Below are 15,944 nucleotides of genomic sequence, written 5' to 3'. Positions count from 1 at the left end.
GCTTCAGAGGTGCCGATCGCTTCGGCAGCACGCCCGCTTTCGCCCAAGCCGTGCTCGCGCTCGCTTGCGGCGGCTGCAACAGCGTCGACTGCCTCGACGCGGGATTGGCCCGCTTCGGCAACGCCTGCCATGCCCGCAACGGATGGCACGCCGATGGTCGCAGCTGCGACTTGGCCGCCCTCCTCCGCCAGCCGCCGGTACGCCCAATGATTCGTCGGGCCGTGCCCGGCGCCAATATTCAGCGGCGAGGCAATCGCCGCATGGATAAACCTTTTAGCCTGCCGGATCGCTTCCGGCATCGCCATTCCCTGCGCCAGCCCCGCCGTGACGGCGGCGGCAAACGTGCAGCCCGTACCGTGCGTATGGCGGGTTTCCAGCCTCGGGGCTGTAAACGATGTGAACGTCTGCCCGTCGAACAAAAGATCCGTCGAGCTCTCCGCATCCGCTTCATGCCCGCCTTTGATGATGACGTGCTGGCAGCCGTAGCTGTAAATGCGTTTCGCCGCCAGCTCGCGCGTCGCCTGATCCACAATGCGGATGCCGCTCAAGGCCTCCGCTTCCGGAATGTTCGGCGTCACGACGCTCGCCAAGGGCAGCAGCGCCTCGATCAGCGCGTCGACCGCCTCCTGCTGGAGGAGCGCAGCGCCGCCTTTGGCGATCATGACGGGATCGACCACGACATGCGCCCAGCTAAAACGACGGATCGCCGCCGCAACCACGCGGACGATGTCGCCGCTGAACAGCATACCGGTTTTCAGCGCATCGGGCGGCAAATCCTCGCCGATGGAGACGAGCTGTCGTTCAATCGCCTCGGCGCTCATCGGGTATACGCCCTGTACGCCGAGCGTATTTTGCGCCGTTACCGCCGTAATGACGGTCATGCCGTATACGCTCAGCTCCTGAAACGTTTTGAGGTCGGCTTGAATGCCTGCGCCGCCTCCGCTGTCGGAGCCTGCAATCGTTAGTGCTTTTGAAACCGTATGTTTGACCGACACAGCGATCCTCCTTACCCGTTTTCGTATTCCTGTGCTTGCCTGCAATAAAGCAGGAATTTTCCTCAAAAAAGATGTTTTCAGCAAAATTCCTGCGAAAAAGCAGCTTTTTAGACTGAGACCGTTCCAAAATAGGCTTCTCTCCAAAAATGCCTGCGCAATCGCAGGCATTTCACCAAATGAAGTGAGGATCGGGGAAAATTCCTGCTTTTTTGCAGGTTTTGACAGCCGATCCGGTGCGCCCCAGTCCGATCCAGTCCGACTCGGTCCGATTCCACCACTGGACTCTCAGCCCGGAAATCAGCCTCTAGCGTTACTTGTTCCACTTGAATTCCACTATCGCATGTCTTGCTTTGACTTTGGCCTGTTCCCCTACACTCGGCTAAAGCCTTCCATCGGCGAGCTCGCCGAAGCGTAGCGTTTCTTAGGGATACGTCCGGCTTCAAAACCGGCGCGCCCCGCTTCAATCGCCAGCTTCATGGCGAGCGCCATCTTAACTGGATCTTTCGCGCCGGATACCGCCGTGTTCAAAAGCACGCCATCCGCACCCATTTCCATCGCCAGCGCTGCGTCCGATGGTGCACCGATTCCAGCATCAACGATAACCGGCACCGTCGCCTGCTCGATAATAAAGCTCAAGTTCAACGGGTTCACGATGCCCTGCCCCGTCCCGATCGGGGATGCCCCCGGCATAATCGCGTGCACGCCGAGTGCCTGTAGTCTTTTTGCCAGCAGCACATCATCCGATGTATAAGGCAGCACGATGAAGCCTTCTTCGAGCAGCATTTCCGACGCTTTGAGCGTTTCCACCGGGTCCGGGAGCAGCGTCATTTCGTCGCCGATCACTTCGACCTTGATCATGTCGCACAAGCCGGAGGCTTTGGCGAGACGCGCGATGCGCACCGCTTCTTCGGCGGTTTTGGCACCGGCGGTGTTCGGCAGCAGCGTGAAGTTCTTCACATCCAGCATCGACAGAAAGTTCGGCTGACTCGCCTCAAAAATGTTCATCCGCCGCACCGCGAACGTCAAGATTTGCGACTCGCTGACATCGACAGCTTGCTTTTGAATATGAAAATCCGGGAACTTGCCCGTACCCAGCAATAAACGTGAACGAAATTCATAAGGACCGATTTTTAACATTGTGGTTATCCCCCTCCTACAAAATGAACGATTTCGATGCGATGACCTTCCGCAAGCTGAGCTCCGGCGTGGTCTTCCTTTTGTAAAATGGCATCATTGTGCTCCACGATAAGCATTTTCTCGCCCAAGCTAAAATGTTCCAGCAGGTCGACGACCGTCCGAATCCCGTCCGGCACCTCGACCCCCTGCCCGTTAATGTGCAGCTTCACTCCTTGGCAGCTCCTTTCGTTTAAAGTGCGGGTTCGCACGATTTTTCGGCCAGCTTATTCAAACTCGCTCGCTTGGAGCCCTCCGCGACATCCGGGACAAAAGCGTCCAACATCAGCCGATCCTCTTCGCTCAGCACTGTCCCATCTTGCGTGCTCCCTGCTTCCGCAGATCGCCAACCAGGCTGCGACTGGGCGGCTCCTCCCGCCTCTTCGGCAAACCCCTCATCCGCAAACTGCCACACCAGTTGCTCCTCATCTTCCTCCTCGTCGTCCACTGCGCTCCCCTCCGCGATCAGGTTCGCCATCACCTGACCAGTGATGGGACTCAGCAAAATCCCGTTGCGGTAATGCCCGCAAGCAGTATACAGCCCCGCCAGCTGCGGCACGGCGCCGATGTACGGCAGGCCGTCGCCCGACTGCGGCCGCAGACCCGACCAGGCGCGCTCCCACTCGGCGCCGGCCAGCTCCGGCATCAGCTCCTGCGCACGCGCCATGAGGAGCTGAAGTCCTGCCAGCGACACCTTGCGGTCGTAGCTGTACGGCTTGACGGTCGCGCCGACGAGCACGCGCCCGCCGGCCTTCGGCACCACATAGCACCCTGGGGTGAACAGGGTTTTGTGCAGGAGAGGCTTCGGCGTCAGCACCGAGAAGCACTCGCCCTTGACGGGGTACATTGGCAGCTCTGCGCCGATGCCCTGCAGCAGTTGGCCGCTCCACGTCCCCGCGGCCACAACGACGCAGCTGCTGTAGAGCGGCCCCTCCGGCGTCATCACGCCGGTGACGCGGCCGCCCTCGGCCAGCAGCGCACTTACCGGGGCGAACTCGCGCACGTTCGCCCCGAGCGTGATGGCGGCCTGCGCGAACGCGGCCGCCAGCTTCGGCGCCTCTACCTGCCCGTCGTCCGGCAGGTAGAGCGCCCCGCGAACCCGCGTGCTAAGCGCGGGTTCAAGTTCACAGGCGGCGGAGGCGTCCAGCCACTCCGCCCGCTCCCCCGCTGCGCGCTGCCATAGCGCCCTCGCGCGCAGCTCCGCTTCTTGAACGTCGCTGAGCGCGACGTTCAGCAGCCCTTCCCGGACGAGGCCGATGTCGAGGCCCGTCAATGCTTTCAGTTCCTCGCTGAGCGCGGGGAACATGCTTCTGCTGCGGCGCGCCCATTGAAACAGCGCGCCGTCGTCCTCCATCTCGGACTGTGCGCCGAGCATGCCGGCTGCGGCCGACGACGCCTCCGTGCCGAGGCGGCCGCGATCCAGCAAGGTGACGGACGCTCCTTTTTTCGCCAAATAATACGCAATCGATGTACCGATCACACCGCCGCCCACAATGAGCACATCTGTTAACTTGCCGCTCATCTACAGCATCACTCCTTTATGCCCAAGCACTTGATGATAGGTCTGAATTGTAGCCAGCGGATCCTCCGCTTCCCAGATGCCGCTCATGACGGCAATACCGGCAGCCCCTGTTGCGAGCACGTCCTGAACGCGGTCCGGCGTCATGCCGCCGATGGCCAGCACCGGGATGCGCACGCGTGAGGCTGTTTCGGCGAGCTGCTCCAGCCCTCGCGCTGCCAGCCCTGGCTTGGAAGCCGTCTCATAAATGTGCCCGAACAACACATAATCCGCCCCTTCCGCCTCCCGCAAAGCCGCTTCCTCCGTGCTATGCACGGAGAAACCGATACGGGCCACGGCTATGCGTATAATCTCCTGAAGCGGCGGCGAGCTGCCCGGCAGGTGAAGCCCGCCGAGCCGCAGCGCTTCCGCCACTGCAGGCAAGCCGTTGACATACAGCTTGGCGGCCGGCACCCCAAGCGCCAGCAGATGCTGCACACCGATGAAGACCTCATCGGGCGACTTGGCTTTTTCCCGGATATGGATCGCCGTAACCAACGAATGAATTTGCACCGCTGTTTGACCGATCTCTGTCCAGGTACGTCTGCCGTTCGTAATGACATGCAGTTCCTTGCCTGCCATGGTTTCCGCCTCCTTTTGCCTGGTATCGCTAACGGTTGCCCTAGCCGCGCTGGCAACCGTTACAGCTTTCGCACCCCCTGATCGGCCTCGCCATGGACGCAAAAAAACCACTTCTCCGTAGAAAAGTGGTCGCACGCTGCCGCAGTAACAATTGAAATAAGCAATCAGCTTGAAATTCGCTCCACTTTCCTCCGCTGGTATGACCCAGTTCAGGTTCAAAGGGTTCAGTTGCACTGTCTCAGCCTTTCGGCGCCCCTAGGGAAACACTCGTATGCAGTTATTTCTTATCATAGCACGAGGAAACGCGCTTGGAAACATGTATTTCCAACATCGCCTACCCTGCTACCGTCTCCCCATCCTCCGGAATCGCCACCTGCTCTAGCAGCCCTGCTTCCGCAAGCTTGTCGCGCAAGTCCGCCCGTGTCACGAGGCAGTGGTTGATCGCATCCATGTGCACAGCCACGAGCTTTATCTGCGGCGCGATGCGGCACACTTGGATGACATCATCCGCATCCATCGTAATCGGATCGCCTGTCGTGAACCGGGCTCCGCCGGCATTCAGGATTGCCCACTCCGGCTTATGCACCGTAATCGCCTCCCTCACATCGTCGCACCAAATCGTATCGCCCGCGAGATACACAGTCGGTTCTCCTTCCGCTTGAAAAACGAAGCCAGACACCCTCCCCATCATCCGCCCGATCTCGCCGGTACCGTGCTGCCCGGAGGTTCGGTTTAAAGTCACCCCATGCACAGTGATGCTCCCATTGACGGCCGTCACGGAAGTGAAGCCCGCTTCCTGAAACGCCGCTTCATCCCCTGGCTGGCAAAGTACTGGCGTAGCCTTTGGAATAGCGGCAGCCGCAGCGCTGTCCCAATGGTCACGGTGAAGGTGCGTCACCACGAGTACATCCGGCCGGGCATACATGTCCGCCGATACCGATGCCGGCAGGGGCACCAGCGGATTGCGCCGGTCATTCGCCGTGTTCGGGATCGGCGGATTTTCCTCCCGGTTGCTGAACATCGGATCGATTAAGAAACGAAGGCCTGCATAGGTGAGCAGGAGCGTTGCATGTCGGATTAACTGAATTTTCATGGTTCTCCACCTCTTATCTTCCTGGTACGGTTCTGTTACAATAATAAAATACACAGGAGGTTCTTCACAGAGCCGCTTGAAACGATTTCGGCGTTTTCATTTTCACCGTGAAAGGAAATATCGGGCGATGCAGACTCCGCTTTTTGACGACATCGATTATCGCATACTCCGATGCCTGCTGCAGGACGCCAAACTGTCCTTCAAAGCGATAGGCGGGCAGGTTCATCTAACCGGCCAGGCCGTCGGCGCCCGCGTGCGGAGACTGGAAGACCTTGGCGTCATTCGCGGCTACACCGTCAACTGGGATCCGGATAAAATCGGACTGCCCGTACACGCATTTATTGTCGTCTTCATGAAATCGAACACCGCGCATAACGCGTTTCTCGCTTACATAGCACGCAGCGAGTCCGTGTTGGAAGCGCACCGGGTCAGCGGAGAGGGCTGTTATCTGCTGAGAGTCCGGGTCGCCGCGTCTTCCGATTTAAACGTTTTACTTGATGAATTGCTTGCTTTCGGCAATTACAAAGTCAGCTTGTCCATTGGCCAAATGAAGTAGTCCTGTACTTTTTACACGCATGCACACGTGAACACGAGAGGATGAACATCAAGATGCTCCCAGCGCTCAATCGACAATTGGAAAAAATCATGCCGCTCATTACACCCATTTCGGTCCTTATCGGCGTCCTGCTCGGCAGTCATTTGTCCGGATTTACGTTTTTATCTCCGTGGCTGTTTGCCTTCATGACGTTCTCCGGGAGTATCTCCTCCAGCTTCAGAGAATTTGTCAAAGTGATTGTGCAGCCGCTGCCGCTCATTACGACGCTGCTTATTCTTCATGTCGGCATGCCGCTCGTTGCGCTAGGTCTCGGGCACGCCGTCTACGGCCACGAACCTTTAACGATCACTGGCCTGATTCTCGCTTCCGCCATCCCGACGGGGATTACCAGCTTCGTCTGGGTGGCGATTTACCGCGGCAATATCGTGCTGACACTGTCCATCATTCTTATGGATACGATTCTTTCGCCGTTTGTCGTCCCGTACACGCTGTCGCTGCTGGTCGGCACCAAGGTGCAACTCGATACGCTGTCCATGATGAAGGGACTCTTCTTCATGATCGTAGTACCTTCCTTGATCGGCATGCTGCTTAACCAGTGGACGCGCGGGCGCGTAAAAGAAAAATGGAGCGGCAGGCTCGGCCCCTTCTCCAAGCTTTTCATGGGCATCGTCGTTGCCATCAACAGCTCCGTCATTGCGCCGTATTTACGCGATTTTGACATGCATTTGCTCGGTCTGGCGGGCTTTGTCCTCATCATCGCCTCGCTCGGCTACATGATCGGCTGGCTTGTCGCCAAGCTTTTCGGCTGGGATCAGGGCACCATCGTTGCCCTGACCTTCAATGGCGGCATGCGCAACATCAGTGCTGGCGCGGTGCTCGCCGTGGCGTATTTTCCGCCGCCGGTCGCGATTCCCGTCATTCTCGGGATGCTGTTCCAGCAATCTCTGGCCTCGCTGTTCGGCTTCCTGCTGAACCGCAGGTATGGCCTGAAAAACGATGCCAAGCGGGTAAACATCTCCTCGAATGTGAAGCAAGCTTAGCGGTGTACTCGAAAAATCATTCGCCGACAACACAAAACGCCTCCACCCATTTATCGTGGGTATGGAGGCGTTTTATCTATTCTCTCATCTCGCTTGCTGTTTGAACAGCAGATACGAATACAACACAGGAACCAAAAACGTCGCGATCATCGCAGCGATCAGCACAATGACTACCGTTCCGTTCGTTACGAACGCGGCGATGAAGGCGAAAACACCGCCGAGCATCATGAGCGGGCCGCCCATGCGATGCGTTTTGCGCCAAATTTCGTCATCGGCGAGTGTCCATGGCGTACGGATGCCGAACGTGTAGTTCGATTTCACCTGCGTCATGAAATTGCCCATCACGGCAAAAAGAACGCCGATGGCCACCAGTATGATTTTGGACATCTGCACATGGTAGCCGAGATTATACAGCAACATCCCCCAGCCCGCCGCGGCAAGCAGAATGCTGACCCCGATGCGCGTCACTTCAAAAGCCACGGGAAACTTGCTGAAGTTGCCCCGTTTTGGATCGATGACTCGAATCGCCTTCAGGAGCAAGGGCATGAATCCTAGCACACCGAGCAGGATGATCATGCTGTTTTTGCCCATCCAGCCGTTCGGTTCGTTATTTGCGCCAAAATGGCTGGCAACTGTATCTGGCAGTTGGTTATACACAATGAGAGCCCCGATTGCAGGGGACAAACAAATAAGCAGCAGAAAAATTTCCTTCATTTTTTTCATGACTGTTCCTCCTCGGTATCGTTCTTCTTCATCATCTTGAACATCCAGCCAATCACATCTTCGACCACCGTCGTATGCAGCGAATACACAATGTGCTGGCCCTGTCGTTCATCGAGCACAAGTCCCGCCTGCTTCAAAAGGTTCAGATGGTGCGAGATGCTTGGCTTGCTGATGTTAAAATGCTCTGCAATTTCGCCGGCATTCCGGCTCTTATCCCGAAGCAATTGCAAAATTTCGCGTCGGGTCGGGTCAGCAAGGGCTTTGAAAGCTTCGTTCATTGCCACCCCTCCGTTCTTTCCAATTATATATTTAGATAATTATCTAATAATTAAATTATGCCCGTTAAACCCGCCGTTGTCAATGGGCGCATGCGCGTAATTTGGCTATTTCGGAGTATCTTTACTATAATAAAAAGGAACTGATTTCTCGGCAGACATCCTATGTACAGACTGGACGGTATCTTTATGAACGACAAAATTGTGATGCCCGTATGGACAATCGGGCTTTTTATTGTGGTGATGAACACGACGATGTTTAACGTGTCCATTCCAAGCATTATCCAAGATTTACACATCACCGCGGACCTCGGTTCCTGGGTCATTTCCAGCTACTCGATCGGTTACGCGCTGTCTACGGTCATTTACAGCCGGCTCTCCGACGCTGTTACGATCCGCAAGCTGCTCACGGTCGGGCTGTGCGTGTTGGGCTTTTCCTCGGTGTTCGGCTTGTTCGCCCATAGCTTCGGTACCTTACTCACCGCTCGCATTCTGCAATCCGCCGGCGCCGGCGTCATGGCTGGGCTCGGACTCGTGCTCGCCAGCCGTTACATCCCGCCGGAGCGCCGCGGCTCCGCCATTGCCATGATCTCCGCAGGGAGCGCCATGGCGTTCGGGCTCGGTCCGATCGTCGGCGGCGTCATCGCCGAGTACTTCGGCTGGAACGGCCTATTCGCCGTCACCTGCCTTGTGCTCGTGATTTTACCTGTGCTGCTGCGCCTGCTGCCGCGCGAAGAAGCCCCGCCATTTCGTTTCGATCTGGCCGGAGCTTGCTATACCGTGGTAAATGCGGCCACGCTGCTATTGGCGGTCACCCAGCTGTCGTGGCTGTGGCTCGCCATCAGCGTACTTTCCTTTGCCGTGCATGCCTGGCATTTGCGGCGCGGGCAGGAAACGTTCATCAACCCGGTGCTGCTCCGGGACGGCACTTATCGCAAGCTCGTCGTGATCGGCTTTTGCCTGCTGATCCTCAATCTCGGCAATCTGTTCCTCATGCCGCTCGTCCTGGCCAAAGCATTCGGCCTCAGCGCCATGCGCATCGGCTTGATGATTGCGCCGGGCGCAATATTGTCCGCATTCTTGACGCGCTTCGTCGGCCGCTGGATCGACCGTTTCGGCAATATGCGCTTTCTGCTGCTCGGCCACGGCCTGCTCGCGCTCGTCCTGCTCGGCTTCTTCGCCTGCGTCGGCGCATCGCCGTTCGTCATTCTGGCCGGCTACATCGTGTTCTCGCCGGCGTTCTCGGCGACGCTCGCCTCGCTGAACAACGAGACGTCACAAAGGCTGCCGAAGCCGCTCATCGGCTCCGGCATGGGGCTCATGCAGCTGATCCAGTTCTTCGGCGGCTCCATCTCCGTCGCCGTGTGCGGGCTGCTGCTCGAGCTGCAAACGCACACGGCGCTTGTGCCGTCGTACAAGCACGTGTACGGCGTGCTGCTGGCCGTGGGCGTGGTTTCGCTGGGCATGCTGCTGTGGTACAAGCAGGGCGCTCGGCAGGAGGCTGCCGCACAGTAAGAGGCGAGGCAGCCTCCACGGCATGCCTCGGCATGCACGTCTGCAGCTTTGCTGTGCAGCGTTTCCCGCGCGCAGCTTGGCCTATACGCGCCGCCAGCTTCTGGGTCACCACCTCTTCACGTGACCCAGCCTCCCAATTGCCTGCGAAAAAGCACGCATTTTTCTTTTTTCAGCCCGTTTCGGCGAAATACCTGCGAAAACGCATCTTTTTCGCGCGATTGCTCCCGAAACTGGCCGATCCGCCAATAATAGCTGCTTTATTGCAGGTATTCCCGGAAATCCGCCCATAATGCAAAAAATTCCTGCGGATTTGCAGGAATTTTTTTTGCGCGAGGCTTGGCTGCGTACTCTCAGGAATTTTTTTGGCGCGGGGGCTTGGCTGCGTACTCCCAGGAATTTTTTTGCGTGAGGGTTGGCTGCTTGCTCCCAGGAATCAGTTTTGGCGCGGGGCTGGCTAGCTGGGACGCCCATCCCTCTCGAATCGCCTCGACACGGGCAGATCCTGTCGTCTCCCTCAGCCCCCTACCCCCGATACTCCACCGGCGTCACGCCGACGTAGGCTTTAAACGTTTTAATAAAATAGCTCTGATTATCATACCCGAGCATCTCGCAGATCTTGCTGCTGGGATGATTCGTCTGATTCAGCAGTTCTTTGGCGCGCTCCATCTTTTTCCGCGTGACGTATTCGATGAAGCTTTCGCCGACTTCCTTCTTGAAAAACCGGCTGAAGTAGCTCGGATTCAAGAAGCAGTGCTCCGCCACTTCCTCCAGCGATATTTTCCGGTCGAGGTGCTGGGATACGTACTGGCACGCCTTCATGATCTCGGGGCGCAGACTCGGCCCTGTGCTGCCTCCGGCCAGATCGGCAATGCCCTGCAAATGCCCGGACAGCCAGCGCTTCATTTCATACAACGTGCTCAGATCCACGATTTCTTTATGCAGCGTATCGGTCGAGTAGCTCGGGCGTATCATTTGCAGCGACTGCCATTTCAGCTTCTGGTCGAGCAGCAGCTTGAGCATCCAGTCCTTGACCGTCTCCGGCGCGTACGCTTCCGCCCGCATTAAGGCGGTCCAGCGTTCCACGACATCGCTGATCTCGTCGGGCTGCTTCCCCAGCAGCACCTCGCGCAGCTCCGAATTGGCTTCATCATAATGCGCGAAAATATCTTTCTGCCCCGCCGCCTCCTGCGTCAACCGGGAAATGCCGCCTTCCTCCATATAAAAACGCTGCGATTCCGCGGTCAGCAGGCTTTTCAGATTCCCTTTGAGCTGCTCCGGCGTCTGGCAGGCGTCCCCGATGAGGAACGACATCTGCAGCTTCAGCACGCGAAACAGCGTCGTCTGGATCGCATGCAGGCACGCGGCCGTATCCTCGAACATGTTGCGTTTGATCCCCCGCCGATACGTGAAAAGAAACAAGGACTCTTTCGCTCCGTAAGCGACGTGCATGACGCGGATGTCCAGCGTTTGCAGCACTTCCTCCATGACGTTCGTGATGGCAAAGCGCAGCGTTTGATCAGAGGAAAACCGCTTCTGAGCCAGCCTAAAATCCACCAAAAACCCCGCGGCGGCAAGGCACACGCTATCCTCAACCAAGACGCCGTAGCTTGCGGCTTCCTTCAACCATTCCTGCGGGCTCAGCAGCGGTTGCTGAATGAAATTTTTGAGCCACTGCTCCTTGCGCAGCTCCTTCGTCTCGTCCACCAAATGGGACAGCTTGCTGTGCTGCCAATGCGACTGCCGCTCGTCGTCGAGGCTCAGCTTGCATTGTTGCAGCAGCTTCTCCAAGTCTTTCGGATCCAGCGTATCCTTGATCAAATAATCCTGCACGTTCAGCCGCATTGCCTGCTGAGCGAATTGAAACTCGCTGTGGCACGACAAAATGATGCAGCGCATATTCCCCTTCCGTTCCTTGAGCCGGGTGATCAGCTCGAGCCCATTCATGCGCGGCATTCCGATATCTGTAATCAGAATGTCCGGCAGCTCCCGTTGGCTGTCTTCCCACGCGCTGAGTCCGTTCTCATAGGTTCCCATGAGCGTTAACCCCAACTGCTGCCACGGAATGACCTCGGAAAGCAGCTCCAGCACCGGGTAATCGTCATCGACGAGCATGACTTTATACATATGGAGACTCCTCCCTCTTCGGAATGATCATTCGAATGGACGTGCCTTGGCCTAGCTCGCTTTGCACATCCATCTGGAAATGGTCGCCGAACGTCATTTTCATCCGCTCCACGACATTCAGCAGCCCGATCCCCGAGAACCCGCCGCCGACGCGATCGGCCGACGCTTTTACCGTCTCGCCCCGCGCAATTTTACGGCGGAGCGTTGCCAGCTTGTCGGCATCCATCCCTGCGCCGTTATCCTCGACGGTGAGTACCAGGTGATCTTTCTCCATCTGCGCGCGGATCGTAATCAGCCCAGCTCCGCGATTCAAACCGTGAATCAGCGCGTTCTCCACAAGCGGCTGCAGGAAGAAACGCGGCACCTGAATCAGGAATGCTTCGGTCGGAATGTCGATGACGTAGGCGGTCTCTTCCTTTTGGCGCATATTCATCAGGTCCACATAGTGCGAGACGAGGTCAGTTTCCTCGTGCAGCGAGATTTCGTCCTGCTCATGGGAAATGCTCATGCGCAGCAGCTTCGACAGCGAGCCGATCATCGTCGCGCTCTCCGGATCGCCGCGCCGCATCACCTTCATGCGGATGGAATTCAGCACATTAAACAAAAAATGCGGCGAAATCTGCGCCTGCAGCATCGCCAGCTCCGCTTTTCGCTTGCGGGCCTGCGTATCGGAGACTTCCGCGATCATATCTTTCACCTTATCCAGCATCTGGTCAAAAGAGTAGCCCAAGCGGCCGATTTCATCCTGCCCCCGGATGCCGGAGCGAACGGATAGGTTGCCGAGCTGGACCATTTTAGCCGTTTTGCCAAGCTGCATCAGCGGCTGTGTAAAGGTGCGGAGCAAGAGCAGCAGCAGGATGAGGAACACGAAGAACGACCCGATTTGCAGCAGGAACACATTATTGAAAATCGTAGAAATATCCAGGATCGCATGCTGGTAGGGCTGCAAAGAGACAAGCTTCCACCCCGTCGGCCCCAGATTCACATCCTGCTTGGTGATCAGAAAATTCTCACCGTTAATCGGCATAATCGCCGAAGTCGCCCCGTCTTTGAACTGTTGCAGGTAAGGCAGCTTCGTGCCGATTTTTTTCGGATTCATATCCGAAATAATCTGATCTTCGCTGTTCACAATCATGTATTCGACTTGCTCGTTCAGACGATCGAACAGTTGATTGAGCTGCTTTTCCAGCATCGTCACCACGACGTAGCCGTACAGTTCCTTATTGTCCAACCGCAGCGTGCGCACGACGGAAACCTGGTAAGGGCTATCCATTTTCAGCGTTCGGAACACAGTCGGTGTGGTGTCGGTCCAGAACGAATTGTAACCGTTGAGACCTTTTAAACTTTCAAACCACTTCTCGCTTTTCAGCTCGAGCGGATTATATTCAGAGATGGAATAATTCATGAAATAAGAGCCGTCCGTCAGCAGCACCGTGACAAAATAATGCTCGCCAAGCGCCATCAGGCTCAGGCTGTCCAGTTGTTCAATGACCCTGTTTTTATCGGTAAATTGGCGGTAAAAATCGCTCTGCCCCTCGTAGACGTTGCCCGAAGCGAGCAGTTTGAAATAGGCGTTCATTTCCGGATTTAACTGCACATAGTTCGCAACACTAAGCATTCTTTTCAATAAATTCGTAATATTTCCGTTTAAAAGCAGCAGCGAATCCGACGCATTTGAAATCGCTTGCTTTTTCACCGCTGCCTGGGTGAGGCTGTTATAGATGAGCATGGTGCAGGCCGCAGGCACCAGAATACAGGCAATGGATGCCACCATCAGCTTGTAGCGCACAGAGCGGATTGTCAGCATTTCTTTGAGCCGTGTAAACATCCCCACCAAGTCCCCCTCTTAGATGAAAAAAAAGGGAGGGCCTAGCAGCCCGCCCCCTTGTTACCGTTAGTATATCAAAGATTACTTCTTATTCGAAGCGATAATTTTGTCCACTTGCTCTTGGGAATTTTTGATCATTGTGTCGATGTCTTCTTTGCCCAGAATCAGCTTCTCATACTCGGTGTTCAGCACTTTGTACACTTCCGCTTGGTACGAAGCCGGCGGCACAACTTGCGAAGCTTTGGAGATGGTCAGCGTGTTCACGAGTGATGCTTTGTCGACTTTCTCAGGGTTTTTCGTGCCGGCCAAAATCGTGTCAATAATTTTACCTACGTCATCGTTGCTGACTTTGCTCCAGGACGGGATGTTTTTGCCTTGCGCGATTTGGCCTTCGGATGTATACCAGCGAACGAATTTGTACGCTTCGTCTTTATGCTTGGAGTTCGCGCCTACCGCCACATAGTCGGTTGTAACCGGCGTCAGGCCGTTCGGATCGCCAGGGTTGTTTTTCGGGAACGGTGCAACAGCGACGTTAAATGTGAGCGGCACTTTGTCGGTTCCGCCGATTTCCGTGTTCATCCAGGAACCGATCGCGATCATGCTCGCGGATTGGTTAAAGAACTGCGTACGATAAGCCAGCTTTTGGGAGATCATGTCTGCATAAGGAACGGAGGATTTGTCTTCTTTCTCCATTTTCACGCGCAGCTCGAGCGTTTTCTTGAAGTTCGGATCCGCCAAGTTGGAAGAGCCGTCTGGCTTGAGCAGGTCTGCATTGGTCGGCTGGTTCTCCATCATCAGCTTCAGGTATTCCATCCAGCCGCCGCCTTGCGGGCCGTGGAAGTACGTACCGAAGCGCTTGGAGGCGCCTTCGCCTTTGGTCAGCTTTTTCGCATAATCGGCAAAATCGTTCCAGGTCCAATCCGTCGGCACTTTGAGGCCAGCTTCCGTGAGATGATCTTTATTCAGCAGGACGTACCATGGGTTGAATTTGCCCGGAAGCGCATACACCTTGCCGTTCAAATGCGTGTCGACCTTGTACTCGACCTCTTCTTTGTAGCCTTCCTTGGCAATGAAGTCATCCAGCGGAGCCGCCATGCCAAGGCCTACGCGCTGCGCGTAAGAAGCCGGGTCGGAGAACATGAGTACGTCGATCGTTTCGCCGGAAGCTGCGGCAAGGTCAAGCTTTTTCGTCGCTTCCTGCGTGTCCCCTTTGTCGCTGAGCTGCACGAGCTCGACTTTGATATTCGGATTTTTCGCTGTGAAGGCGTCGAGTGTTTTCTTCCAGTTGTATTGTTCCTCTGTGCCGTACGTGTACAAGCGAAGTGTGACTGGGTCGGCTTTCGGCGCCGCCGTTGCCGCCGTTCCTGTCGATGCCGCTGCGGACGGCTGCGTTGTTGCTGTTGTACCGCCATTACTGCTGCAAGCTGCGAGTAAACCAACGACCATACTGCCTGCAAGGACCCCTGACCAAATGTTCTTTTTCATAGTGAACCTCCCTATTTAGATGATGTATCTTCTGCGTAATCACATTATATAAGCCTGCAAGGCGCAGCTGATGAAACAAAATTTACTTATTTCGCAATTATTTTTACTTTTATGGGTAAAATTACTTACCTCTACCCTTTGACGCCGCCCACAGCGATGCCGTTCAGCACGTTCTTTTGCCCGATGATAAAAATGAGGACCAGCGGCAAAATCGCCGACACCGCAGCCGCCATAATCAGGGAATAGAACTCTCCGCTGACGGAAGTAAATTTCTGCATCGCCAGTTGAATCGTGAACAGCTTGTCGGTGCGAAGGAAAATGAGCGGATTAAAATAATCGTTCCACGTCCAGCCGAACCTGAGAATCGCATACGTGGCGACCGCCGGCCGCACGATCGGCAGCCCGATCGCATAGTAGATGCGGAAGTGGCCCGCTCCATCTATTTTGGCCGACTCAATGAAATCCTGATGCAGCCCCATGAAAAACTGCCGCAGCATAAAGGTGCCTAATACGCTAAAGCTGCCGATTAGAATGAGCCCGATATGATTGTTGAACAAGCCGATGTACCGGTACAAAATGAACTGTGGAATGATGACCGCGTAGCCTGGAATCATGTACGTAGCAAGGACGATCATGAACAAGTATTTGCTTGCTTTAAACTGGATTTTGGAAAATCCGTAAGCGGCCAGGCTCGACACGAGACAGGAAATCAATGTGGTCAACACACTGATTTTAATCGAGTTCCAATAATACAGGTAGAACGGATAGCTGCCGAACCATACTTCCTTATAATTCTCAACCGCATGCCACTGCTTCGGCAGCCACTGGATCGGATAGACGAACACTTCGCTTTCCACTTTCAAAGACGTCACCAGCATCCAGAAAAAGGGCAGCATGAACAAAATCGCTCCGGCCAGCATCACCACCGTGATGATCGTTTTGCGTAGGTTAAAGCCTGCGCGCTCTTCCATTTGCGTTTCGCTCCTTTCTTTAAGGC

At 55.9% G+C, this 15,944-nt stretch carries 14 protein-coding genes, 1 pseudogene and 1 riboswitch; of the genes and pseudogenes, 3 read left to right on the top strand and 12 right to left on the bottom strand.

The annotated features are described in order from the left end of the window. Nucleotides 1–191: 191 nt before the first annotated feature. The 6 genes and pseudogenes from thiD to ABE504_RS00835 form a co-directional block, all read right to left on the bottom strand. Nucleotides 192–995, bottom strand: a pseudogene (gene thiD, locus ABE504_RS00860) (bifunctional hydroxymethylpyrimidine kinase/phosphomethylpyrimidine kinase); the annotation flags it as partial. Nucleotides 996–1,364: 369 nt separating this feature from the next. After that, nucleotides 1,365–2,132, bottom strand: a complete 768-nt coding sequence (locus ABE504_RS00855) for a thiazole synthase (protein WP_126145017.1) — start codon at nucleotides 2,130–2,132, stop codon at nucleotides 1,365–1,367. A 5-nt stretch (nucleotides 2,133–2,137) separates the two neighbouring features. After that, nucleotides 2,138–2,341, bottom strand: coding sequence for a sulfur carrier protein ThiS (thiS, locus tag ABE504_RS00850; RefSeq protein WP_430083148.1), 204 nt, complete (start codon nucleotides 2,339–2,341; stop codon nucleotides 2,138–2,140). A 20-nt stretch (nucleotides 2,342–2,361) separates the two neighbouring features. Continuing rightward, entirely contained in the window at nucleotides 2,362–3,690 is a 1,329-nt protein-coding gene (gene thiO / locus ABE504_RS00845) for a glycine oxidase ThiO (RefSeq protein ID WP_430083145.1), read from the bottom strand. Next, complete coding sequence (locus ABE504_RS00840; RefSeq protein WP_430083142.1) at nucleotides 3,691–4,308, bottom strand: thiamine phosphate synthase; 618 nt, start codon at nucleotides 4,306–4,308, stop codon at nucleotides 3,691–3,693. Between the two features lie 169 nt (nucleotides 4,309–4,477). After that, a riboswitch (TPP riboswitch) is annotated at nucleotides 4,478–4,575 on the bottom strand. A gap of 67 nt (nucleotides 4,576–4,642) precedes the next feature. Further along, entirely contained in the window at nucleotides 4,643–5,401 is a 759-nt protein-coding gene (locus ABE504_RS00835; RefSeq protein WP_430083140.1) for an MBL fold metallo-hydrolase, read from the bottom strand. Nucleotides 5,402–5,528: 127 nt separating this feature from the next. Between ABE504_RS00835 and ABE504_RS00830 the strand changes: the two genes are divergently transcribed. Together ABE504_RS00830 and ABE504_RS00825 are read left to right on the top strand one after the other, a co-directional pair. Then, on the top strand, nucleotides 5,529–5,957 hold the full coding sequence (locus tag ABE504_RS00830; protein WP_430083137.1) for an Lrp/AsnC family transcriptional regulator: 429 nt from the start codon (nucleotides 5,529–5,531) through the stop codon (nucleotides 5,955–5,957). Nucleotides 5,958–6,010: 53 nt separating this feature from the next. Then, a complete protein-coding gene (locus tag ABE504_RS00825) occupies nucleotides 6,011–6,997 on the top strand; it encodes a bile acid:sodium symporter family protein (protein ID WP_430084710.1) in 987 nt (328 codons plus the stop codon). An 84-nt stretch (nucleotides 6,998–7,081) separates the two neighbouring features. Here the strand turns inward: ABE504_RS00825 and ABE504_RS00820 are convergent, their stop codons facing one another. Next, the gene (locus tag ABE504_RS00820) at nucleotides 7,082–7,720 is read right to left on the bottom strand and encodes an SdpI family protein (protein ID WP_430083135.1); all 639 of its coding nucleotides are present in this window, start codon (nucleotides 7,718–7,720) and stop codon (nucleotides 7,082–7,084) included. Then, complete coding sequence (locus tag ABE504_RS00815; protein WP_430083132.1) at nucleotides 7,717–7,998, bottom strand: autorepressor SdpR family transcription factor; 282 nt, start codon at nucleotides 7,996–7,998, stop codon at nucleotides 7,717–7,719. The genes ABE504_RS00820 and ABE504_RS00815 overlap by 4 nt, the downstream gene beginning before the upstream one ends. Nucleotides 7,999–8,160: 162 nt before the next feature. Here ABE504_RS00815 and ABE504_RS00810 point away from each other — a divergent pair, with 162 nt between their 5' ends. After that, on the top strand, nucleotides 8,161–9,510 hold the full coding sequence (locus ABE504_RS00810; RefSeq protein WP_430083130.1) for an MFS transporter: 1,350 nt from the start codon (nucleotides 8,161–8,163) through the stop codon (nucleotides 9,508–9,510). 522 nt (nucleotides 9,511–10,032) lie between these two features. Here the strand turns inward: ABE504_RS00810 and ABE504_RS00805 are convergent. The 4 genes from ABE504_RS00805 to ABE504_RS00790 all read right to left on the bottom strand — a co-directional run bounded on the left by ABE504_RS00805 (nucleotide 10,033) and on the right by ABE504_RS00790 (nucleotide 15,918). Beyond that, complete coding sequence (locus ABE504_RS00805; RefSeq protein WP_430083127.1) at nucleotides 10,033–11,634, bottom strand: response regulator transcription factor; 1,602 nt, start codon at nucleotides 11,632–11,634, stop codon at nucleotides 10,033–10,035. Continuing rightward, a complete protein-coding gene (locus tag ABE504_RS00800; RefSeq protein WP_430083125.1) occupies nucleotides 11,627–13,462 on the bottom strand; it encodes a cache domain-containing sensor histidine kinase in 1,836 nt (611 codons plus the stop codon). Before ABE504_RS00800 ends, ABE504_RS00805 begins: the two co-directional genes overlap by 8 nt. A gap of 81 nt (nucleotides 13,463–13,543) precedes the next feature. After that, entirely contained in the window at nucleotides 13,544–14,947 is a 1,404-nt protein-coding gene (locus tag ABE504_RS00795; protein WP_430083122.1) for an ABC transporter substrate-binding protein, read from the bottom strand. Nucleotides 14,948–15,078: 131 nt separating this feature from the next. After that, nucleotides 15,079–15,918 carry a carbohydrate ABC transporter permease gene (locus ABE504_RS00790; RefSeq protein ID WP_430083119.1) on the bottom strand — a complete coding sequence of 280 codons (840 nt, stop codon included), beginning with the start codon at nucleotides 15,916–15,918 and terminating at the stop codon, nucleotides 15,079–15,081. Nucleotides 15,919–15,944 lie beyond the last annotated feature (26 nt).

The sequence above is a fragment of the Paenibacillus oryzisoli genome, assembly GCF_050467285.1.
Taxonomy (GTDB): Bacteria; Bacillota; Bacilli; order Paenibacillales; family NBRC-103111; genus Paenibacillus_E; species Paenibacillus_E oryzisoli_A.
Note: the sequence above shows the minus strand (reverse complement) of the source record. Positions and strands in the feature narration are given on the sequence as shown.